The sequence below is a fragment of the Paracoccus sp. (in: a-proteobacteria) genome (genome assembly GCF_046289755.1).
Classification (GTDB): domain Bacteria; phylum Pseudomonadota; class Alphaproteobacteria; order Rhodobacterales; family Rhodobacteraceae; genus Paracoccus.
Genome location: NZ_JBKBVD010000013.1, coordinates 1 through 21686, shown reverse-complemented (window position 1 = coordinate 21686; position 21686 = coordinate 1). Strand labels below are relative to the sequence as shown.

Sequence of the window (21686 nt, the reverse complement as noted above, 5' to 3'; positions counted from 1 at the left end):
CAGTCCTCCCCTGATTGTCTCCATGGTGCCAGTTCGGCGGCGCAATGTGCTGCGAAGCTGGCGGGTCATGCGGCAGCGCTGTCGAAGAACCTGCTGGCAAAGACGCCAAAGATCGAAGAAACTGCGCCCATGGCCGATTTGGACGCAATAGACCGCCGCATTCTTGCCCTGCTTCAGAAAGAGGGGCGAATCAGCAATGCCGAACTGGCGCTGCGGGTGCATCTGTCGCCCTCGGCCTGCCACAGGCGGGTGCAGCGGCTGGAAGAGACGGGCGTGATCTCGGGCTATGTGGCGCTGCTGGACGCACGCGCGTTGCGGCGCCAGACGACGGTGTTCGTGGAAATCACCCTGTCGGGGCAGGCCGATGAGGTGCTGGACGCGTTCGAGCGCGGCGTGCGCACCATCCCCGATGTGCTGGAATGCCACCTGATGGCGGGCACAGCGGATTACCTGCTGAAAATCGTGGTCGAGGATACGGACGATTTCGCCCGCATCCACCGCCAGCACCTGTCGCGCCTGCCGGGCGTGGCGCAGATGCATTCCAGCTTTGCGCTGCGCACGGTGTTCCGCACGACCGCGATCCCGGTCTGAGCGTCAGAACAGCCCGATCATCCACGCGACGCCCAGCACCACCAGCGAGAACCCCCACATCCACATGAACGAATAGCGGATATGGGCGCCGATATCGGCCCGCGCCAGACCCAGCGCCAGCCACAAAGCGGGCGAGAACGGGCTGGCGAATGTGCCGATGATATTGCCGATGACCATGGCATGCACGATTTCCTGCGGGGCCACGCCGGTCGGCTCGACCACCTCCAGGACGATGGGCAGCATCCCGAAATAGAAGGCGTCGGTGGACAGGACCAGCTCCAGCGGCGTCCCCAGGGCGCCCACAAGGATATGCAGGCTGCCGATCATCTGCTCGGGCAGGACCATCACCATCGAGGCGGCCATGGCGCGCAGCATCCCGGTGCCGTCCATGATCCCCAGGAACGTGCCCGCCGACAGGATGATCGCCCCCATCAGAAGCGCCGAGGGCGCATGCGCGCGGATCCGCTGCATCTGCGCCTCGACATTGGGATAGTTGATCAGCAGCACGATCGACAGGCCGATCATGAAGATCAGCGCCGGCGGCAGTATGCCCGAAACCAGCGCCGCGACGACCGCCATGAACAACGCGCCGTTGACCGCCAGCAGGGCGGGGCGTTCCAGCAGCCGCTCGTCATCGGTGGCGGCAACCCCGCCCACATCCAGCACGGTGCCGGGCGCGGGGCCTCCGGCGGCGGCGATGCGGCGCTGTTCGCGCAGGCCAAGCCCGATGGCCAGCACCACCAGCAGGCCCAGACCGATCACCTGAATCTGGATCAGCGGATGCCACAACTCGGCCAGATCAATGCCGGTGACGGCGGCGGCGCGGCCAAGCGGCCCGGCCCATGGCAGCATGTTCGCGATCCCGGCACCCAGTGCCAGCATCATCAGCATCAGATAGCGGCTCATGCCAAGGCGTTCATACAGCGGCAGCAGCGCGGGCACGGTCAGCAGGAACGTGGTGGCCCCGGCGCCGTCCAGATGCGCCAGCGCGCCGACGATGGCGGTGCCCGCGGTCACGGCCACGACATGCCCGCGCGTCAGACGGATCAGCCCGTTGATGATCGGGCGGAACAGGCCGGTATCCTGCAGCACGCCGAAAAAGGTGATGGCAAAGACGAACATCGTCGCCACCTGCATGACGCGGGCCAGACCATCGTTGAAAAACCCGCTCAGCGCCTCGGGGCCGAAACCCGCCACCAGCGCGCCGCCGATGGGCACCAGGGTCAGCGCCACGATCGGCGACATGCGCCCGAGCAGCAGGAAACCGACCACAAGAACAATCGTGACGAGTCCGATCAATGCCAGCACGTGAAACCTCCCGAATGCAATGGGGGGTGCATAGTCGGGTTTTCCCGGTGATCCAACCTTTGCGGGGCAGGTTTACGCAGGTTTCGGGCGCAAACATCGGCGCAGGGGGCCGCAAACCCGCCTGCACAATATGAAACACCCCGCGACACGGGGCCGCGGGGTGTTTCGGATGACACAAAGATCGCGTCGTCTTACAGCGCGCCTTCGCGCTGTGCCTTTTTACGGGCCAGCTTGCGGGCACGGCGAACGGCCTCGGCCTTTTCACGGGCTTTCTTGACCGACGGCTTCTCGAAATGTTGCTTGAGCTTCATTTCGCGGAAGACACCTTCGCGCTGAAGTTTTTTCTTCAGAGCACGGAGCGCCTGTTCGACGTTGTTGTCGCGAACATTGACCTGCATGTGGTTGTCACCACCTTCCTAGGTTAGAGTTGATAGATTGCAGGAAGCGTCCCCCTAACAGCAGCGGGCGCGTTTGTCCAGACGAGGTATGCCATGACCCAGACCGACCGTGACGCGCTGATGGAGGCGGCCCTGATCCACGTGCCCTTCGAGGGGATGAACCAGCAGGCGCTGGCCGCAGGCGCGCGCGACATCGGCATGGACCCGGCGCTGATCGCGGTGCATTTCCCGCAGGGCGGCGCCGGGCTGGCGGCGGCCTATCACCGGCAGGGCGATCAGGCGCTGCGTTTCAGCCTGACCGACAGCCCGCCCGAGGGGCGATTCCGTGACCGTGTGACCGAGGCCGTCTGGCGGCGGCTGGATCAGGCCGACCCCGAACTGGTGCGCGCAGGCGCCGCCGTGCTGGCTTTGCCGCAGAACGGGGCACTGGCGGCGCGGCTGGTCTGGGAAACGGCAGATCTGATCTGGACCGCGCTTGGCGATGCTTCGGATGATGTGAACTGGTATTCCAAGCGTGCCACCCTGTCGGCGGTGATCTCGGCCACGGTGCTGTTCTGGCTGGGTGACGAATCACCGGACCATGCCGAGACCCGCGCCTTTCTGGATCGCCGGATCGAGGGCGTGATGCGGTTCGAGGGGATCAAGGCCAGCCTGCGCAAGCTGCCGGGGGCCGAATGGCTGGGACATGCGGCCTTTGGCTGGGTGCGTGCGCCCCGCCCGCGCGCACTGCCCGGCAAGAACAACTGAGAGGCCGCGATGTTTCCCGACACGATGAACGCCGTCCAGATCGCCGCCCCCGGCGCCGCCGATCAATTGCGCATGACCACCCGCCCGGTGCCGGTGCCCTGCCACGATCAGATCCTGATCCGGCTGGCCTATGCCGGGGTGAACCGCCCCGATGTGCTGCAACGCAGCGGCAGCTATGACCCGCCCCCCGGCGCCTCCGACCTGCCGGGGCTGGAATGCGCGGGCGAGATCGTCGGCATGGGCGCGGGCGTGACCCGCTGGCGCAGGGGCGAGCAGGTCTGCGCCCTGTTGCCGGGCGGCGGCTATGCCGAATATGCCGTCTGCCACGCCGATCACGCGCTGCGCATCCCGCACGGCCTGACCGCGCGCGAGGCCGCCTGCCTGCCCGAGACCGCATTCACCGTCTGGTCGAACGTGGTCCAGCGCGGGCGCCTGACGGGGGGTGAGCGGTTTCTGGTTCATGGCGGCACCTCGGGCATCGGCATGATGGCGGTGCAGGTGGCCCGCGCGCTTGGCGCCCGTGTCTTTGCCACCGCCGGCAGCGATGAGAAATGCGCGGCCATCACCGCGCTCGGCGCCACCGCGATCAACTATCGCGATCAGGATTTCACCCGTATCCTGCGCGATGCGGGCGGCGCCGATCTGATCCTCGACATGGTCGGCGGCAGCTATATCCCGCGCAATATCAAGTCGCTGGCCCCGGACGGGCGGCTGGTGATGATCGCCTTTCTGGAGGGCCCCAAGGTCGAGGTGAACTTTGCCCAGATCATGGTGAACCGGCTGACGGTCACCGGCTCGACCCTGCGGCCGCAATCGGATGTCGCCAAGGCGGAACTGGCCGATGTGCTGCGCAAACAGCTGTGGCCGCTGATCGGGCAGGGCGCCGTGGGGGTGACCATCGACAGCGAATTCCCGCTGGATCAGGCCAGCGAGGCGCATCGCCGGATGGAAAGCAGCGAGCATATCGGCAAGATCGTGCTGCGCGTGTCGGGCTAGCGGATGGCGGGCACGCTCAGGTTGCGGCTGCGGCAGTCGCGGCGCACGTCCGGGGCACACAGGCGCGGGGTCAACTCGCGGGTCAGGCAGATGCGCACCTCGGACAGGGCGCCGTCGCGGCAGGTGATGGTGACGCCGTCGGGGTTCAGATCCGGGTTGGCGGCCAGAAACGCGGCCTCGATCCGGCCGGGCGACAGGCGCGTGTCGCGGGGCGGGGCGGTCAGTGCGGGGGGCAGGGCGATGGCCTCGCCCGCCTTGCGCGTGGTGGCGTAATAATCCGCCGCCGACAGGCCCGAGCATCGCCCGTGTTTCTGCCACTGATGCCATGCCAGCCCGCCCGAACCCATCACATCGGCCATGGCCTGACTGTCGCGCCGCGAGGGGTCGCGTTCCGCTGTGTCGCAATATTGCGGCCAGCCGCGCTCATGCTGGGGCCACAGCCCGTGGATGGTAAAGCCGCGCCCGTCGCCCGCCGCGCATTCGGGCGCGCCCCGCGCATCGCCCGTGGCCGCGCACCACGAGGGCTGCCAGGACAGCGCCAGAACGTAATAGTCGAACTGCCCCGCAATATCCCGCGCGCGGCCCTGCGTGGGGGCGGCAAGCGGGGCGATCAGGGCAAGGATCAGCAGGGTCAGGATGCGCATGGCGGCAGGTTAGCCTGCCCATTCCTGGCCCGAAAGCCGTGACAACGCAGGAATCCCCTTTTCCCCGCGCAGGGGAATCGCTATATCACCCGGCAATTCCCCCCGAAACCGAGGATTGGCGCCCGCCGAAAGCCGATTTCCCGGCCCAAACCGTCCATGTTCGGGACCAAGATTGCGAAGGAGACTGACATGAGCAAGCCGCTGATGGCCAAGGCCACTGCCGTCTGGCTGGTGGACAACACCACGCTCAGCTTCAAGCAGATCGGCGATTTCTGCGGTCTGCATGAGCTTGAAGTTCAGGGCATTGCCGATGGCGATGTCGCCTCGGGCGTGAAGGGCTATGACCCCATCGCCTCGAACCAGCTGGACCCCGCCGAGATCAAGCGCGCCGAGGGCAGCCCCGCCTATCGCATGCGCCTCAAGCACAACCCCGCCGCCGATGGCGAGGAAAAGCGCCGTGGGCCGCGTTATACGCCGCTGTCCAAGCGTCAGGACCGCCCCGCCGCGATCCTGTGGCTGGTCAAGTTCCACCCGGAACTGGCTGATGCGCAGGTGGCCAAGCTGGTCGGCACGACCAAGCCCACGATCACCTCGATCCGCGAGCGCACGCACTGGAACATCTCGAACATCCAGCCGATCGACCCGGTGGCCCTTGGCCTGTGCCGGCAGACCGAACTGGACGCTGCCGTGCAAAAGGCTGCCAAGAAGAAATCTGCCGAAGGTGGCGTGATGAGCGACGACGAGCGTCGCATGCTGGTCAGCACCGAGACCTCGCTGTCGATGCCGGACGAGCCGCGCCTGCCCAGTTCGATCGCGGGGCTGGAGCATTTCAGCCTGTCGCGCGACGAGGACAAGCCCGAGCGGAATCTGGACCCCGAGAGCTTTTTCAAGAAATTCGACGACAGTTCTGACACTGATACGGACGCTGACGCTGACGCTGACGCCGATACAGACGACGAAGACGAAGACGATCAGAACCGGTGATCTGCGCCATCCGGACGTGAAAAAGGCCGGGCAATCGCCCGGCCTTTTGTCGTTATGACGAAGACGGTCACAAACCGCGGCGACGGTTCCCGGTGATGGCGCGATAGAGGCCGATCAGGATGCAGGCACCCGCCACAGCAACCAGCAACTGACCCAGGATCGTATAGGTCGTGGTGCCCATGATCAGCCGCAGGATCACATTGCCGATCACTGCGCCCAGAATGCCCAGAACGATGTTGGTCAGCAGCCCATGATCGCTTTTCATGATCTTTTCGGCGATCCAGCCTGCGATGGCGCCCAGAATGATCGACAGAATCCAGCCCATGCCAGCCATAAGGTGTCCCCTTCAGGAATGTATGAGCCGCCCCATTGACGGCTCGTCACACCCTCAATGCGCGAATGGTGCGTTCTGTTCCCCGGTGACGCCTGCGGTGTCCGGCTGGCGGGGACGGGTCAGACCGACAGGCAGATGTATTTCATCTCGAGGAAGTCATCAGCGCCGTGGCGGCTGCCCTCGCGGCCAAGGCCCGATTGCTTGACCCCGCCAAAGGGCGCCGTCTCGGTCGAGATGATGCCGGTGTTCACGCCGACGATGCCGTATTCCAGTTCCTCCTGAACGCGGGTGATGCGGCCGATGTCGCGGGCGTAGAAATAGGCGGCCAGCCCGAAGATCGTGTCATTGGCCTTGGCGATCACCTCATCCTCGGTCTCGAAGCGGAAGAGGGGGGCCAGCGGGCCAAAGGTTTCCTCGGTCGAGACCTTCATGTCGTCTTTCACGCCGGTCATCACCGTGGGCTGGAAGAACAGCCCCCCGATCCGCTTGCCGCCGGTGACGATCTGCCCGCCGCCGTCCAGCACGTCGCGGATATGATCCTCGACCTTGTCCACGGCATCCTCGTTGATCAGCGGGCCGGTGGTCACGCCGTCGTCCAGCCCGTCGCCCACCCGCAGCTTGTCCACCGCCGCCGCCAGCTTTTGCGCAAAGGCGTCATAGACCCCGGCCTGCACATAGATGCGGTTGGCGCAGACGCAGGTCTGGCCGTTGTTTCGGAATTTCGACGCCATCGCGCCCTCGACCGCCGCATCCAGATCGGCGTCGTCGAACACGATAAAGGGCGCGTTGCCGCCCAGTTCCATGCTGCATTTCATCACCTGATCGGCGGCCTGACGCAGCAGGATGCGCCCCACCTCGGTCGAGCCGGTAAAGGTCAGCTTGCGCACGGCCGGGTTCTCGCAGAATTCCTTGCCGATGTCGCTGGCGCGCGACGAGGTGATGACCGACAGGATGCCCTTGGGCAGGCCCGCACGCTCGGCCAGCACCGCCATGGCCAGTGCCGACAGGGGCGTTTCGGCGGCGGGGCGGGCGACGAAGCCGCAGCCCACGGCCAGCGCGGGCGCGGCCTTGCGGGCGATCATGGCGTTGGGAAAGTTCCAGGGCGTGATGCTGCCCACCACGCCGATGGGCTGGCGGATGACGGTCAGGCGCTTGTCGGGCTGATGGCCGGGGATCGTCTCGCCATAGATGCGCTTGGCCTCTTCGCCGAACCATTCGATGAAGCTGGCGCCATAGGCGATTTCACCTTTGGCCTCGGCCAGCGGCTTGCCCATCTCGGCGGTCAGGATCAGGGCCAGATCGTCCTGATTGGCCATCATCAGGTCGAACCACTTGCGCATCACCTGTGCGCGCTCCTTGGCGGTGCGCGTGGCCCAGCCCTTCATGGCTGTCTGTGCGGCGTCGATGGCGCGCGCGGTCTCGGCCCGGCCCAGATCGGCCACATGGGCGATCACGTCGCCGCGGGCGGGGTTTTTCACCTCGAAGGTCGCGCCGTCATCGGCCTCGACCCATTCCCCGGCCACAAACGCGCGGGTTTCCAGCAGGGTGGGGTCGCTGAGCAGGGCCTTGAGGTCGGTCGATTGCTTGGTCATGGCAGCCTCATCTGATGTCGGTTTGGCGGCAGATGACCATGCCCCCGGCGGGTTGTCAAAGCGGCCCCGACATTCGGGTGAACCAAATCGCCCGTCGCGGCGTTACACCGCTGAATCGTCAGGCTGTCCCTCTTGGCGATCTCTCTGAAGGGCGGCGCGGTCATCTGCGTCGCCCGTTCTCATCCGTACAGCGATTGCCAGCAGGGCTGCAGATCGCCCGGCGCGGGCCGGGCCGCGTGGACCGCGCGCGCGATGGCACGCGCCAGCACGCAGGCGGCCGCATGGCCCAGCAGGAACGGATCGGCCAGCGGATCAGCGGCCGGCCGCGCCCCGGTCGAAACCGCAAAGACCAGATCCCCGTCCAGCGGTGTGTGGCTGGGCACAAGCGCGCGGGCCATGCCGTCATGCGCGGCAATGGCCAGCCGGTGCAGGCCCGCCTTGTCCAGCGCCATGTCGGTGGCGATGATGGCGATGGTGGTCGCCTCGCCCAGGCGCTTTGCCGGTGCGGGCTCATGCGGTGCCGGAAAGGCGGGCGGCAGGCCAAGCCCGCCGAACTCATCGCCCAGCTCCCACGGGGCGGCCCAGAACTGCGACCCGTCGCCCACCGTCGCCGTTCCCAGCGCATTGACCACGACCAGCGCGCCCACCGTCGCGCCATTTCCCAGCACCGCCGAGGCCGAGCCCAGCCCGCCTTTCAGATTGCCGGTCATGGCGCCGATGCCCGCCCCCGCGCTGCCGATGGCAAACCCGGTGCGGGCGGTCTGGCAGGCATGGTGGCCAAGCGCGGGATAGGGGTTGTCGGCCCAGCCCTTGTCACCGCCATTCAGCAGGTCAAAGACGATGGCGCCGGGCACGATGGGCACCCGCGCGGGCCCCACCGCAAAGCCGCGCCCGGCGGCATGCAGCGCCGCCATTACCCCGTCGCAAGCCGCCAGCCCAAAGGCCGAGCCGCCCGCCAGCACCAGCGCATCGACGCCCGCCACCAGCTTGTCGGGCGCCAGGAGATCCGTCTCGCGCGTGCCGGGGGCGCCGCCCATGACATGCACGCTGGCGGCAAAGGGCGCGTCGGCGGTCAGCACCGTCACCCCCGATTTCAGCGCCGCGTCATCGGCATGGCCGACCCGCAGCCCGGCCACATCGGTGATCAGGTTGCGGGGGCCTGCCCTCATCCCCGCGCCTGCGCGCGGGCGCGGATCTCCGACAGGGTGGCAAAGCTGGTCAGCGCCTCGGGGTCCAGCCGCAGCTCGATCACGGCAAAGCGGCCCGAGGCGCGGGCGCGCTGGAAAGCAACCGCGAAACCGTCGTTCTGCGTGACCACCTCGCCATGCCCGCCATAGGCGCGGGCCAGCGCCGCGAAATCGGGATTTGCCAGATCGGTCCCCGAGGGGCGGCCCGGATAGTGCTTTTCCTGATGCATGCGGATCGTGCCATAGCGGCCGTTATTAGCCACGACCACGATCGGCGTCGCGCCGTGCTGGGCTGCCGTCGACAGCTCATTCACCGTCATCTGCAGACAACCATCGCCCGCCATGCACACGACCACCCGTTCGGGATGCAGCAGGCTGGCCGCAATCGCCGCAGGCAGCCCGTAACCCATCGACCCCGAGGTCGGCGCGATCTGCGTCTTCGCCCGCTTGAAGCGGAAATAGCGATGCACAAAGGCCGCGTAATTTCCCGCGCCATTGGTGAGGATCGCATCCTCGGGCAGGTTCGCGGACAGCCAGCAGACGACCTGCTCCATCGTCACCTCGCCGGGGGTGGGGCGCGGGGTCTGCCAGTCCTCGTAATGGGCGCGCAGCCGGGCGGTCCAGTCGTCCCAGCGGCGCGGGGCGGGCAAGGCGGCCAGCGCGGCCAACGCGGCACGGGGGCAGGCGGCGATGCCGGGATCGGCGCGCCACAGATGCCCGATCTCGTCGGGCGAGGGGTGGATATGGATGATCCGGCGGCCCTGCGCCGAGGGGTGCATCAGCGTATAGCCCGCCGTCAGCGCATCGCCCAGACGAGAGCCAAGCGACAGCAGGCAGTCGGCCTCGCGCAGCGCCTCGCCCATGCGGGTGTTCATGCCGACGCCCAGATCGCCCGCATAGTTCGGGTGGCGGTTGTCCATGTAATCCTGCCGCCGGAAGGGCACCGCGACCGGCAGCCCCCAGTTCTCGGCAAATCGCGTCAGCCGGTCGGCATCCTCCTGCGCCCACAGCGCGCCGCCGGGGATGACCAGCGGACGCTCGGCCCCGGCCAGCGCATCGCGGATCGCATGGGCCTGCGCGTCCGAGATGCCCGCCACCGGGCGCGGGGCCGGGGGCAGGTCGGCCACCTCGGCGCGGGCCGACAGCATATCCTCGGGCAGGGCCAGCACGACGGGGCCGGGGCGGCCCGATTGGGCCAGATCGAAGGCGCGGGCGATGTATTCGGGGATGCGGTCGGTCTGGTCGATCTGGGCCACCCATTTGGCCAGCCCGCCGAACATCTGGCGGTAATCCACCTCCTGAAAGGCATCGCGGTCGCGGTCGTCCCGCGCAATCTGGCCGATGAACAGGATCATCGGCGTGCTGTCCTGCTGGGCTACATGCACGCCCGCGCTGGCATTGGTGGCGCCGGGGCCGCGCGTCACGAAACAGATGCCCGGCCGCCCGGTCAGCTTGCCCGCCGCCTCGGCCATCATCGCGGCACCGCCCTCGTGCCGGCAGACCACGTTGGGAATGCCCGCATCATGCAGCGCATCCAGCGCCGCCAGAAAGCTTTCGCCCGGCACCGAAAACACCCGCTCGACGCCATGCGCCTTCAACGCATCGACCAGAATCTGCCCGCCATGTCGCATCATCGACCTCCTTCGTTGCGGCATGATTGCGCGATGTGCAGGCCGGGGGCAATGACCCGCCCTTTACAGCCGCCCCTGCCGCGCATATCTGCGTTCTCCATGGCCAAGGATGACGACAAGAACTACAAGGTGATCGCCGAAAACCGGCGGGCGCGCTTTGATTACTTCATCGAGAGCGATCTCGAGGTGGGCATCATGCTGACCGGCTCCGAGGTGAAATCCCTGCGCGTGGGCCAGTCCAACATCGCCGAAAGCTATGCTTCGGTCGAGGGTGGCGAATTGTGGCTGATCAACGGCTATATCGCGGCCCTGTCGCGGGCGGGCGTCTTCGGCCACGAGGAACGCCGCCGCCGCAAGCTGCTGGTCTCGCGCAAGGAGTTGGCGCGCCTGTGGCAGGCCACCGCGCGCGAGGGGATGACGCTGGTGCCGCTGGTGATGTATTTCAACCACCGGGGCATCGTGAAGCTGAAGATCGCGATCGCCAAGGGCAAGAAGAACCACGACAAGCGCGAAACCAGTGCCAAGCGAGACTGGGACCGGCAGAAACAGCGGCTGCTGAAACAGGGCTGACCATTGCAGCCCTGACCGCAGCCCTGTAGATCGGGTCCGCACGGCAAGGGGGGCGGCATGCAGGACGATCCACAGGTGTTGGTCTCGACCGGTTGGCTGGCGGCCCGTCTGGATGATCCGCAGTTGCGGGTGATCGACGCAAGCTGGCACCTGCCCGCAGCGGGCCGGAACGGACGCGCCGAATATACCGCCGCACATATCCCCGGCGCGCGGTTCTTCGACATTGATGCGATCAGCGACACCCGCTCGGCCCTGCCGCATATGGCGCCGCCGCCGGACCAGTTTGCGGCCCGGGTGCGGGCACTGGGGGTGGGCGACGGCCATCAGGTCGTTGTATATGACAACTCCGATGTGCGCAGCGCCGCGCGGGTCTGGTGGACCTTTCGCCTGATGGGCCACGCCAATGTCGCGGTGCTGGATGGCGGATTTGCCAAATGGCGCGCAGCACGCCTCCCGGTCACAAAGTCCGTCCCTGCCATCCGCGACCGCCAGATGACCGCACAGCGCCAGCCCGGCCTGGTCTGCGACGTGACGCAGGTGGCACAGGCCACCAAGCTGGGCGATCCGCAGATCGTTGACGCCCGCGCGCGGGCACGATTCCGCGGCGAGGCGCCCGAGCCGCGCCCCGGCCTGCGCGCCGGCCATATCCCCGGATCGCTGAACCTGCCCTTTGGCCAGCTGCTGGACGTTGACGGCACGATGAAATCCCCCGATGCCCTGCGCGCCGCCTTCGCGCAGGCGGGCGTCGATCTGAACCGTCCCGTCATCACCACCTGCGGCAGCGGCGTGACCGCCGCGATCCTGTTTCTGGCGCTGGAGCGGATCGGCCACCGGAACCACGCGCTTTACGACGGAAGCTGGGCCGAATGGGGCAGCTTTCCCGACCTCAACATTGCAACCGGAGACGCCTGATGCTGTCCAATCTGAAACCGCAAGCCCCCGACAAGATCCTGATGCTGATCGAGGAATTCAAGGCCGATACCCGTCAGGGCAAGATCGACCTGGGCGTCGGCGTCTACAAGGATCCGCAAGGCGTCACCCCGGTCATGCGCGCGGTCAAGGTCGCAGAACAACGCATCTGGGAGACGCAGACCACCAAGGCCTATACCGGTCTGGCCGGCGAGCCCGAATACCGCCGCGCCATGGCGCAGATGGTGCTGGCCGATGTGCCCGCCGACCGTCTGGCCTCGGTCGCCAGCGTGGGCGGCACCGGCGCGATCCGTCAGGCGCTGGAACTGGCGCGGATGGCCAATCCCGGCCTGACCGTGCATGTCTCGGACCCGACCTGGCCCAACCACCTGTCGATCATGAAATTCATGGGGCTGCCCTTCACCGAATACCGCTATTTCGACGCAACCACCCGTGGCGTTGATTTCGAGGGGATGAAGGCCGATATTGCCCGCGCGACCAAGGGCGACATCGTGCTGCTGCACGGCTGCTGCCACAACCCCACCGGCGCCAACCTGACCCTTAACCAATGGGCCGAGATCATCGCGATCCTCGAAACCTCCGGCGCCATCCCGCTGATCGACCTGGCCTATCAGGGCTTTGGCGACGGGCTGGACGCCGATGCCGAGGCGACGCGGCTGGTCGCGCGCGCGCTGCCCGAGGTCCTCATCGCCGCGTCCTGCAGCAAGAATTTCGGCATCTATCGCGAACGCACCGGCATCCTGATGGCATTGACCGACAACACGGCGGCCCGCGACCTGTCCCAGGGCGCGATGACCTTCCTCAACCGGCAGAATTTTTCGTTCCCGCCCGATCACGGCGCCCGGATCGTCAGCACGATCCTGACCGATGATGCCCTGCGCGCGGACTGGGCGGCCGAACTGGAAGAGGTGCGCAACACCATGCTGGGCCTGCGTGACCAGTTGGCATCCGAACTGCGCGATCTCTCGGGCAGCGACCGCTTCGACTTCATCGCCCATCACCGCGGCATGTTCTCGCGCCTCGGCGCCACACCCGAACAGGTACAAAAACTGAAAGCCGAAGCCGCCATCTACATGGTGGGCGATTCGCGCCTGAACATCGCCGGCCTGAACCGCGATACCGTACCGGTGCTTGCCCGCGCCATCATCGACGCAGGCATCTGAGCCCCGGCATCTGAGACTGCGGCAGGGGCGGAGCCTAACACCCGCCCCTGCTCTGGTCCGCAAATATCCTCGGGGGTGAATTGGCCGCAGGCCAAGAGGGGGCGCGAGCGCCCCCTTCTTCCGCCGGTGCAGGATCAGCGCCGCGCCAGCATCTTCTCGATATACTCGCGCAATTCCTCGACCTCGGTCCGCGCGTCGCGCAGCCCCTCCATCGCGGCGCGCAGCTCGGCATCGCTGCCCGCCAGCCGCGCCGAAAACGCAGCCTCACGCTCGGCCAGCCGGGCCTGCGCCGCGTCCCGTGCGGCCTCCGCCTCGTGCATCGCATGGGCCAGCCGGTCCATTTCGCCGATCTCCGCCCGGCCCGGGCGGGTCAGCCGGTGCATCAGCCAACAGGCAAACCAGCCCAGCAGAAAGGCGCTGAACAGGATGATGGCGGTGGCGGCGATGAATTCGGTGCGGTTCATGCGTCGGTATCTTCGTCCTCTGCGGGCCCCTGCGGCGCTTCGGGGCGGAAGGGCGGGCGGGGTGTGTTCTCGTCAGGCGTCAGCACAGGCACCCTAATGTTTTCCTCGCGCTCGTCCAGCGTCTGGAATTCTTCGCTGGCGCCAAGTGTCTGCACCGACATGCCCGCCCCCTCGCGCACCATGGGCATCGGCGGCCCAAGCTGCTCCGAGACTTCCGGCGGTCGCACAGGTCCCTGACCGGCCGGACGTTCCGGGCCTTCGGCGACGGCCTCGGGACCTGTGACCGGATCGACCGGCGCGCCGGTCACGCCCGCGACCGTGACCGGTTCGGGCAGGGGCGTGCTGCGCACCGGGCGCGGCGACAGCAGGCGGAACTCGATGCGGCGGTTCGCCTCGCGGCCCTCGTCGGTCTCGTTCGACGCGATCGGCTGGCTTTCGCCATAGCCGCGCGCGGTCATGTTGGTGGTGTCGATGCCCGCCCCCTCCATCGCGGCCAGGATCGCCTGCGCGCGCGAACGGGACAGATCGGCATTGAACGCCTCGGACCCCTGACTGTCGGTATGGCCGCCCGCCTCGATCTGATAGTCGGCGCAATCGGCCATGGCTTCGGCCAGACTGGCCAGGGTCGGCCCGGGATCGCCCGCGATCGAGGCGCGCGAGGGCTCGAACCCGATCTCGGATTCCGACAGGATCAGGTTCAGCCCGGCCACGCATGCTTCGCCATCGGGCAGGCCAAGGGCCGCATCCAGATGCCGGTCATAGCGGATCGCCAGCTCATAGCGCGCCCCCGCGCCAAGCCGTTGTGCCAGAATCGCCGCCGCCCGACCGGTCGCGTCCGTCTGCCCCGAGATGCCGTTGACCGAGATCAGATCGGGGGTGACGCTGACATGGCCCGAATGCAGCGCGTCCATCGCTTCCAATGCGGCGATCACGCGCACGGTCCAGCCGCCCGGCACCCCGTCATCGCTGCGCAGCCCGCTTTGGGCCACCTGAAAGCGCGACCGTGCAAAGCTGTCGACCGCCTCGCGCATCCGCGCATCGGCGATCCCGCCGCGCATCGACAGGCTGCCGCCTTCGGTCAGGGTGGCGGAAAACTCGACCGGCCCGCTGGCCGCCTGATCGCCCTCTTCCAGCGTGGCCTGCAGGACAAACACGCGCGGCAATGCCGCCTCCAGTGCGGCCACGGCGGCATCGAAGGCGGCGCGGTCGACCCCGGCCGGGGCGGTCAGCGAAACACTGGCGTCGCTCAGCATCACGCTGCCCGCCCCGATCTGCGCCAATGCGCCGATGGCGGCCTCGGCGGCCTCGCCCCAGCGGGGTGACGGCGCGCCCAGTCCCAATGTGCAGTCGGGCATGTCCTGCACCCCCGCCGCCTGCGCGGCGTTCAGGATGCGCAGGCGGGCGGCGTCGTCATCGGCGGCGCAGCTGTCAAGGCGCGGCCCGCGCCCGTCGATCACGAATCGGGTCATAAACGGCGCAATGACCGGGCGCGGCGCCGAGATTTCGGTCGTCAGTGTCACGCCATCAGGCGCGCTGCGCCGCAGCACCGCCTCCAGCCGCGCCTTCTCGGAGCGGCTGTCGGCCAGTGCGGCGACATGGACCTGCCCCGGCGCGACCGAGATCTTGGCGTTCGACGACAGCTGCGCGGCCATCAGGCCAAAGCGCATCGCCGCCTCCCATGTCGCGGGTACGGGATAGTCGGCGCTTTCCAGCAGATCGGTGACCTGCGGCGCCGCCGTCTCGCTGCGCAGGGTGCGGATCAGCGCGGTGCGGTCGGTCGCCGCCGGCACCAGCCCGATCAGCGAGATGCCCTGATCGTTGCGCAGCAGCTCGACCTTGAAATCGGGCGGGGTCATCGCGTCCAGCGCGGCCACGGTCATCTCATCCACGATGCGCGAGGCATCCACCGCCGTCGCCGCCTGCGTGGTGGCGCGGAAACGGTCAACCTCGGTCGGGGCGACGCCGGTCAGGCGCACCAGCAGCCCGTCCGTGCTGACATCGGCCCAGTCATGGCCTGCGGCCTGAAGCGCGCGGCCGACCTCTTCTGCGGATTTCGTCTCGATGAATGTCGCGGCGGCCTGCGCCCCCCACCAGCACAGCCCGCCCGCCCCGCCCAGCATCAGGACGGTCGCAAACGAGGTGGTCAGACGGCGGCGCAGCGTGGTCATCGGCGGGAACTCTTGGCTGTTGCAGGCGTGCAAGGTCTAGACCCGCGCCACCGGCCACGCAATCAGACCAGCCCGGCAATGGCGAGAAACAGCGCAAGGATCAGCCCCGCATCGCGGTTCGAGCGGAACAACCGCAGGCAGGTATCCCCCTGATCGGGCCGGAAATTCCGCAATTGCCACGCCAGATGCAGGCCAAACCCCGCCAGCCCGGCGAATGCCATCAACTGATTGCGACCGGCCAGCGCGATGGCCAGGCCCAGCACCAGCACCGACAGCACCGCGAATCCCGCCAGAATGCGGGGGCTGGCCTCTCCGAACAGGCGGGCGGTGGATTTGACGCCGATCAGGGCGTCGTCCTCGGCATCCTGATGGGCATAGATCGTGTCGTAAAACACCGTCCAGGCGATCGCGCCCAGCCATGCCACCACCGGCGCCGGATCGACGCGGCCCATATGCGCCGCATAGGCCAGCATCACGCCCCAGTTGAAGGCCAGCCCCAGAAAGATCTGCGGCCACCATGTGAACCGCTTGGCAAAGGGATAGATCGCCACCAGCGCCAGCGAGGCCACCCCCATCCAGACCGCCGCCCGGCCAAGCGTCAGCAGGATCACCAGCCCGACCAGCCCCTGCAGCGCCAGCCACAGATAGGCGCCGCGGAGGCTGACCGCGCCCGAGGGCAGGGGCCGCGACCGGGTGCGCGCGACCTGCGCGTCGATGTCGCGGTCGGTGATGTCGTTCCAGGTGCAGCCCGCCCCGCGCATGACGAAGGCGCCGATCAGACAGGCCAGCGCGATCCACAGATCGAACCAGCGGGGCGCATCCGCCATCATCGCCAGCCCGATCCCCCACCAGCAGGGCAGCAGCAGCAGCCATGTGCCGATGGGCCGGTCCGCGCGGCTCAGCCGCAGCCACGGGCGCGCGGCCACGGGCGCATGGCGGTCGACCCAGTTATCGGGCGGCGCATCCGCGACGGTGTCTGGCCTTTCGGTCGGGTTTTGCATAGCGTCGGCCCATCATGGCAAGGATCAGACTTTACATAGATCACCCGCTGGCCGAGGGACAACCCGTCCCCCTGACACCTGCGCAGGCGCATTACCTGTCGGGCGTCATGCGGCTGCGTCCGGGCGAGGTCATCGCGGTGTTCAACGGCGTCGCGGGCGAATGGTCCGCGCGGCTGGAGGAGGCGGGCAAGCGCGGTGGCACATTGACCGCGCTGGCGCAGACAGCGCCGCAGCGCGATCCGCCCGACCTGTGGCTGCTCTTTGCGCCGATCAAGAAGGCGCGCACCGATTTCATCGTCGAAAAAGCCGCCGAGATGGGCGCCGCGCGCATCCTGCCGGTGCAGACCGACCACACCAATTCCGAACGCATCCGGCAGGACCGCCTGCAGGCCCATGCCGTCGAGGCCGCCGAGCAATGCGGCGGAACCGCCGTGCCCGAGGTGATGGAACTCGCGCCCCTGTCGCGGGTGCTGGAGGGATGGGACGGCGCGCGGCGTATTCTTTGGGCAGATGAGGCGCGGGCCGGGCTGGCCCAGGCACTGGCGGGGCTGCCGCGCGGCGCTTGGGCGATTCTGATCGGTCCCGAGGGCGGGTTTTCGGTGGCCGAACGCGCGCATCTGTCGCGTCTGCCCTTTGTTGTGCCGGTCAGTCTGGGGCCGCGAATCCTGCGGGCCGATACGGCGGCGGTGGCGGCGTTAACCTTGTGGCAGATTAATCTGGGCGATTGGCACTGAATTCCGGGCAGATCGCCCGCGAACCGGCAGATCGCCCGCATCCCGGCATTTTGCAGTTGCAGCATATGCATGGCGGGGTTGCCGCTTTCGCGGCTACTCTTTGTGCGCTGCACAAACTATCTCATGTTTATCCGAAAACTGCCCGCTGACAGGGCACTCTGAAAACAGGTGATATGATGTCGACGATCGAAACGAACCACAGCGCCGCTGCTGTCGGAGGCGTGGGTATTGTCGCGCGCATCGTCTCGCTGGTGGCTGCATGGCGCGAAAGCCGTGTGACCCGCCGCGAGCTGAACCGCCTGTCGGACCGTGAGCTGGACGATATCGGTCTGTGCCGCGGCGACATCGAGCGGATTGCGCGCGGCTTCTGATCCCCCGCGCCTTGATGAACGAACCCCCGAAGCCAAGGGCGCCGGGGGTTTTTTCATGTCCCGAGGTCTGACCGCGCGTCAGCTCCGCGTCATCACCAGCGTCGACCAGTCGCCCAGATCGTCGCGGCGGTCCAGCGCAAAGCCCGCCTGCTGATAGGCGGCGACCACCTCATCGGCCTGCGTGGTCAGGATGCCCGACAGGATGATCCGGCCCCGCGTGCTGACATGGCGGGCCATGTCGCCCGACATGTCGATCAGCGGCTGCTTGAGGATATTGGCCAGCACCAGATCATAGGGCGCCGCCTGTTCCAGCGTGGGATGGTCAAATCCCGCCGCCTCGACGCAGACCACGCGCCCGTCCAGCCCGTTGGCGATGACATTGGCGGCAGCGGTGTCGACCGCCACCGGGTCGATGTCGCTGGCCAGCACCGTCACCGGCCACAGCCGCGCCGCCCCCATCGCCAGCACCGCCGTTCCGCAACCGATATCGGCGATGCGGGTCGCGTCAAAGCCGGTATCGGCCAGCCGGTCCAGCGCCTCGAGGCAGCCCTTGGTGGTGTTGTGATGGCCGGTGCCAAAGGCCATCGCGGCCTCGATCCACAGCGCCTCGACCCCCTCGGGGATCTCGTCGGCATTGTGGCTGCCATGGACGAAAAAGCGGCCCGCGCGCACCGGGGTCAGTTCGCGCTTCACATGCGCGACCCAGTCCACCTCGGGAAGTTCCGACACGGCAAAGGGCTGCGCGCCATAGGCGGCGGCCAGCAGCGCCAGCGCGATCTCGTCGGGGGCGTCGGTGAAATAGGCGCCGACCTCCCACCGTTCGCTGCCATCTTCGATCTCGAAAATGCCGGTGCCGACGGGTTCGGGCGTCAGATCCTCGCAGGCTTCGGCCAGAGCTTCGGCGGCCTCGCGGCCGGGCAGATGGGTCAGCGCGGTATATGTGGGCATCAGATCGGGTCCGGGTTGGGGATGCTGGCCTCTACCCCGGTGCCCTTGAGGCCGCAATAACCGTCGGGGTTCTTTTGCAGATATTGCTGATGCGCCTCATGTGCGGGCCAGAAGGGCACCTTGTCGATGATCTGCGTGGTGATCTTTGGAAAGCCCTGCACCGCCAGCCGGTTGTCATAGTCGATTTTCGAGGCTTCGGCGGCGGCATGCTGGCTGTCGTTCATGGCGACGATCAGGCTGCGATATTGCGGACCCACATCATTGCCCTGCCGGTCGCCCTGCGTGGGGTCGTGGTTCTGCCAGAACAGTTGCAGCAGATGGTCATAGCTGATCAGCGAGCTGTCAAAGACGATCCGCACGACCTCGGCATGGCCGGTCTCGCCGGTCTTGACCTGGTCATAGGTCGGATCCGGGGCCGCGCCGCCGGCAAAGCCCACCTCGGTCAGCCAGACGCCGTGCTGTTGCCAGAACAGCCGCTCGACCCCCCAGTAGCAGCCCATGCCAAAGATCGCCTGATCGTGGCCCTGCGGCACCTCGGCGCCAAGGGGGCGGTGGAAAATCGCGTGCTGGGTCATGGTTATCCCTTTCCTCGTGTCGCAGCCAAACGCCGGGGGCTGCGGCCCGGTTCAACCGCGCGGATGGGCTGCGCGGAAGGCGGCCATCAGACGCGCGTCATCGACGCCGGTATAGACCTGCGTGGTCGACAGGCTGGCATGGCCCAGAAGTTCCTGAATGGTGCGCAGATCGCCGCCCGCCGACAGCAGATGCGTGGCAAAGCTGTGGCGCAGCGCATGGGGCGTGGCCGTGTCGGGCAGGCCGAGTGCGGCCCGTGCACTGCGCATCCGTGCCGCGATCTGGGTGCCCTGCAGGCGCCCGCCCCGCGCGCCCCGGAACAGCGCCTGATCGGGGGCCGGGGGCCAGGGGCACAGGCGCAGATAGCAGGCCACCGCATCGCGGGCGACCGGCAGCACCGGCACCTGACGTTCCCGCTTGCCCTTGCCCCGGATCAGCAGCGCGTCACGAAAGGGCCAGTCGGCGCCATTCAGCGCCATCGCCTCGCTGATGCGCAGCCCGCAGCCCCACAGCAGCGTCAGCACCGCCGTATCGCGCGCCGCAATCCACGGGGTCGCATGATCGACCGAGACCCGGTCCAGCGTCGCCTGCGCCTGCTCCGGCGTCAGCGGGCGCGGCAGCGAGCGCAGATATTTCGGACTGCGCGCCGACAGCGCCGCCGACAGGTCCACCCCCTCGCGGTCCGAGATCCAGCGCAGGAAGGCGCGCACCGCCGATTGTCGCCGCGCCAGCGACCGCGCGCCCAGACCCCGGCCCCGCTCGGCGGCGGCAAAGGCGCGCATGTCCGTCAGCGCCAGCCGGGCAAGATGGGCGGGGGGCACGGGTCCGCCCCAATACGCCGCCAGAAACTGCAGGAAGGCGATCACATCGGCCTGATAGGCCGCGATCGTGTGGGGCGAGCGGTCGCGCGCCGCCGCCTCGACCGCCAGCCAACGCGCCAATGCGTCGCTGGTGGCCGGGGCGAGGGCCAGCGCATCGCTCATCCCCGCAGGCGCGCCAGCAGCACCAGCCGGAACACCTGCGCAAAGAACCGCAACAGGTCGGTCCCATGCGCGGGCGAAAAGCGCGTGGCCTCGGCGCTGCCCATGATGATCATCGCGCGCGGGCACCGCGCGCCCAGATCCAGCGGCAGCAGCGCCTCGGAGGCGACGGCACGGCCATGGACCGGCTGCGTGATCGGCGAGGCCGGGCGCAGCACGATGTCATCGCCGCGCGGTGCCCGACGGCCTGCCGCCACGATCCGGTCCACCGCGCCCTCGGGGGCGATGAACACGTCTTCGGGCAGTTTCGACATGGCGGGGGCGGATTCGATCATCAGGCGCAGTGTCTCGATGCGCAGGATGGGGGCAATGTCGGATTGCAGCGCGCCGACCAGATCGTCCAGATCGACGGTTTCCAGCAGGCCGATCACCGCGCGATGCACGATGGCCATGCCGTTCTGGTTGTCGAAGGCGGCCGCGATCACGCTGTCATGCGTGGTCTCCAGCCGCTCCAGCCTGTGTTCCAGCGCCTGCATGGCGCGGGCGCGGATGTCGATGACATTCTCGCCCTGTTCCGCCCCATGCGAGGCCAGAAGGGCGCGCATCACGTCCCGGTCGTCCAGCACCGCTCCGGGATCGGCCAGCAGCCGGTCGCGGATGTCGGGCGAAAGCCCTGCCGGTGTCTCGGTGCTCATGCGCGCCCCCTTTTGCGTTCAGACGATCTTCTGGCCGGTCTTGGCCCAATCGGCATTGAACTGCTCCAGCCCCTTGTCGGTCAAGACATGCTTGACCATCGACTTGATAACGGCGGGGGGCGCGGTGATCACGTCGGCGCCGATCTTGGCGGCATCGACGATGTGGTTCACGGTGCGGATCGAGGCGGCAAGGATCTCGGTCTCAAAGCCGTAATTGTCATAGATCTCGCGGATGTCCGCGATCAGGTCCATGCCGTCGATATGGATGTCGTCCAGCCGCCCGATGAAGGGGCTGATGAAGGTCGCCCCCGCCTTGGCCGCCAGCAGCGCCTGCGCCGCCGAGAAGCACAGCGTGACATTGACCATATGGCCCTCATCCGACAGCGCGCGGCAGGCTTTCAGCCCGTCCCAGGTCAGCGGCACCTTGACGGTGATGTTGGAGGCGATCTGGGCCAGATGCTTGCCCTCGCGGATCATGCCTTCGGCGTCGGCTGCAACCACCTCGGCCGAGACGGGGCCGGGCACCAGTTCGCAGATCTCGCGGGTGACTTCCGCAATGTCGCGGCCCGCCTTGAGGATCAGCGAGGGGTTGGTGGTCACGCCATCGACCATCCCCAACTCGTGCAGTTCCTTGATGGCGGCGATGTCTGCGGTATCGACGAAGAATTTCATGGCCC

General features: G+C 67.6%; 24 protein-coding genes. 9 read left to right on the top strand and 15 right to left on the bottom strand.

Features of this window, described 5'->3' with window-relative positions; translation table 11 throughout:
• Window positions 1–129: 129 nt before the first annotated feature.
• Window positions 130–591, top strand: coding sequence for an Lrp/AsnC family transcriptional regulator (locus ACK41U_RS06845; protein WP_409677577.1), 462 nt, complete (start codon window positions 130–132; stop codon window positions 589–591).
• A 3-nt stretch (window positions 592–594) separates the two neighbouring features.
• Here the strand turns inward: ACK41U_RS06845 and ACK41U_RS06840 are convergent, their stop codons facing one another.
• Window positions 595–1899, bottom strand: a complete 1305-nt coding sequence (locus ACK41U_RS06840) for a CitMHS family transporter (RefSeq protein ID WP_409677575.1) — start codon at window positions 1897–1899, stop codon at window positions 595–597.
• Between the two features lie 191 nt (window positions 1900–2090).
• The gene (gene rpsU / locus ACK41U_RS06835; protein WP_081994671.1) at window positions 2091–2297 is read right to left on the bottom strand and encodes a 30S ribosomal protein S21; all 207 of its coding nucleotides are present in this window, start codon (window positions 2295–2297) and stop codon (window positions 2091–2093) included.
• Between the two features lie 93 nt (window positions 2298–2390).
• On the opposite strand from rpsU, the gene ACK41U_RS06830 reads away from it, so the two are divergent.
• Window positions 2391–3044, top strand: coding sequence for a COQ9 family protein (locus ACK41U_RS06830; RefSeq protein ID WP_409677573.1), 654 nt, complete (start codon window positions 2391–2393; stop codon window positions 3042–3044).
• A gap of 9 nt (window positions 3045–3053) precedes the next feature.
• The gene (locus tag ACK41U_RS06825; protein WP_409677571.1) at window positions 3054–4040 is read left to right on the top strand and encodes an NAD(P)H-quinone oxidoreductase; all 987 of its coding nucleotides are present in this window, start codon (window positions 3054–3056) and stop codon (window positions 4038–4040) included.
• Here ACK41U_RS06825 and ACK41U_RS06820 read toward each other — a convergent pair.
• Window positions 4037–4684 (bottom strand): ribonuclease T2 family protein, encoded by a 648-nt coding sequence (locus ACK41U_RS06820; protein WP_409677569.1) that lies wholly within the window; start codon window positions 4682–4684, stop codon window positions 4037–4039. The two genes, ACK41U_RS06825 and ACK41U_RS06820, sit on opposite strands and share 4 nt — an antisense overlap.
• 189 nt (window positions 4685–4873) lie before the next feature.
• Between ACK41U_RS06820 and ACK41U_RS06815 the strand changes: the two genes are divergently transcribed.
• On the top strand, window positions 4874–5668 hold the full coding sequence (locus tag ACK41U_RS06815; RefSeq protein WP_409677567.1) for a DUF1013 domain-containing protein: 795 nt from the start codon (window positions 4874–4876) through the stop codon (window positions 5666–5668).
• Window positions 5669–5735: 67 nt separating this feature from the next.
• Here the strand turns inward: ACK41U_RS06815 and ACK41U_RS06810 are convergent, their stop codons facing one another.
• The 4 genes from ACK41U_RS06810 to ACK41U_RS06795 all read right to left on the bottom strand — a co-directional run bounded on the left by ACK41U_RS06810 (window position 5736) and on the right by ACK41U_RS06795 (window position 10412).
• On the bottom strand, window positions 5736–6002 hold the full coding sequence (locus ACK41U_RS06810; RefSeq protein ID WP_409677565.1) for a GlsB/YeaQ/YmgE family stress response membrane protein: 267 nt from the start codon (window positions 6000–6002) through the stop codon (window positions 5736–5738).
• A gap of 119 nt (window positions 6003–6121) precedes the next feature.
• Window positions 6122–7594: an NAD-dependent succinate-semialdehyde dehydrogenase gene (locus tag ACK41U_RS06805; RefSeq protein ID WP_409677563.1), complete on the bottom strand. Its 1473-nt coding sequence runs from the start codon at window positions 7592–7594 to the stop codon at window positions 6122–6124.
• 179 nt (window positions 7595–7773) lie between these two features.
• Window positions 7774–8763: a P1 family peptidase gene (locus tag ACK41U_RS06800; RefSeq protein WP_409677561.1), complete on the bottom strand. Its 990-nt coding sequence runs from the start codon at window positions 8761–8763 to the stop codon at window positions 7774–7776.
• Window positions 8760–10412: a thiamine pyrophosphate-binding protein gene (locus ACK41U_RS06795; protein ID WP_409677560.1), complete on the bottom strand. Its 1653-nt coding sequence runs from the start codon at window positions 10410–10412 to the stop codon at window positions 8760–8762. Before ACK41U_RS06795 ends, ACK41U_RS06800 begins: the two co-directional genes overlap by 4 nt.
• A gap of 99 nt (window positions 10413–10511) precedes the next feature.
• Here ACK41U_RS06795 and smpB point away from each other — a divergent pair, with 99 nt between their 5' ends.
• Genes smpB through ACK41U_RS06780 form a run of 3 tightly spaced genes read left to right on the top strand, consistent with a single transcriptional unit; the run spans window position 10512 to window position 13075 of the window.
• Window positions 10512–10982, top strand: a complete 471-nt coding sequence (smpB, locus tag ACK41U_RS06790; protein ID WP_409677719.1) for an SsrA-binding protein SmpB — start codon at window positions 10512–10514, stop codon at window positions 10980–10982.
• 57 nt (window positions 10983–11039) lie between these two features.
• Entirely contained in the window at window positions 11040–11894 is an 855-nt protein-coding gene (gene sseA, locus ACK41U_RS06785; RefSeq protein ID WP_409677558.1) for a 3-mercaptopyruvate sulfurtransferase, read from the top strand.
• A complete protein-coding gene (locus ACK41U_RS06780; RefSeq protein ID WP_409677556.1) occupies window positions 11894–13075 on the top strand; it encodes an aromatic amino acid transaminase in 1182 nt (393 codons plus the stop codon). The genes sseA and ACK41U_RS06780 overlap by 1 nt, the downstream gene beginning before the upstream one ends.
• Window positions 13076–13209: 134 nt before the next feature.
• On the opposite strand, the gene ACK41U_RS06775 is transcribed toward ACK41U_RS06780, so the two are convergent.
• The 3 genes from ACK41U_RS06775 to ubiA form a co-directional block, all read right to left on the bottom strand.
• Window positions 13210–13539, bottom strand: coding sequence for a hypothetical protein (locus tag ACK41U_RS06775; RefSeq protein WP_409677554.1), 330 nt, complete (start codon window positions 13537–13539; stop codon window positions 13210–13212).
• A complete protein-coding gene (locus tag ACK41U_RS06770; protein ID WP_409677552.1) occupies window positions 13536–15707 on the bottom strand; it encodes an OmpA family protein in 2172 nt (723 codons plus the stop codon). Before ACK41U_RS06770 ends, ACK41U_RS06775 begins: the two co-directional genes overlap by 4 nt.
• 62 nt (window positions 15708–15769) lie before the next feature.
• Window positions 15770–16708: a 4-hydroxybenzoate octaprenyltransferase gene (ubiA, locus tag ACK41U_RS06765; RefSeq protein ID WP_409677550.1), complete on the bottom strand. Its 939-nt coding sequence runs from the start codon at window positions 16706–16708 to the stop codon at window positions 15770–15772.
• Window positions 16709–16722: 14 nt separating this feature from the next.
• On the opposite strand from ubiA, the gene ACK41U_RS06760 reads away from it, so the two are divergent.
• A complete protein-coding gene (locus ACK41U_RS06760; RefSeq protein WP_409677548.1) occupies window positions 16723–17442 on the top strand; it encodes a 16S rRNA (uracil(1498)-N(3))-methyltransferase in 720 nt (239 codons plus the stop codon).
• Window positions 17443–17618: 176 nt separating this feature from the next.
• Complete coding sequence (locus ACK41U_RS06755; protein ID WP_409677546.1) at window positions 17619–17813, top strand: DUF1127 domain-containing protein; 195 nt, start codon at window positions 17619–17621, stop codon at window positions 17811–17813.
• A gap of 78 nt (window positions 17814–17891) precedes the next feature.
• Here ACK41U_RS06755 and ACK41U_RS06750 read toward each other — a convergent pair whose 3' ends face one another.
• From ACK41U_RS06750 to fsa, 5 genes are read right to left on the bottom strand one after another with little or no spacing between them, the layout of a single operon-like run.
• Entirely contained in the window at window positions 17892–18761 is an 870-nt protein-coding gene (locus tag ACK41U_RS06750; protein ID WP_409677544.1) for a 50S ribosomal protein L11 methyltransferase, read from the bottom strand.
• A complete protein-coding gene (msrA, locus tag ACK41U_RS06745) occupies window positions 18761–19336 on the bottom strand; it encodes a peptide-methionine (S)-S-oxide reductase MsrA (protein ID WP_409677543.1) in 576 nt (191 codons plus the stop codon). The genes ACK41U_RS06750 and msrA overlap by 1 nt, the downstream gene beginning before the upstream one ends.
• Before the next feature lie 51 nt (window positions 19337–19387).
• Window positions 19388–20317 (bottom strand): tyrosine recombinase XerC, encoded by a 930-nt coding sequence (locus ACK41U_RS06740; protein ID WP_409677541.1) that lies wholly within the window; start codon window positions 20315–20317, stop codon window positions 19388–19390.
• Complete coding sequence (locus ACK41U_RS06735; protein ID WP_409677539.1) at window positions 20314–21009, bottom strand: DUF484 family protein; 696 nt, start codon at window positions 21007–21009, stop codon at window positions 20314–20316. Before ACK41U_RS06735 ends, ACK41U_RS06740 begins: the two co-directional genes overlap by 4 nt.
• A gap of 18 nt (window positions 21010–21027) precedes the next feature.
• A complete protein-coding gene (gene fsa, locus ACK41U_RS06730) occupies window positions 21028–21681 on the bottom strand; it encodes a fructose-6-phosphate aldolase (protein ID WP_409677717.1) in 654 nt (217 codons plus the stop codon).
• Between the last annotated feature and the right edge of the window lie 5 nt (window positions 21682–21686).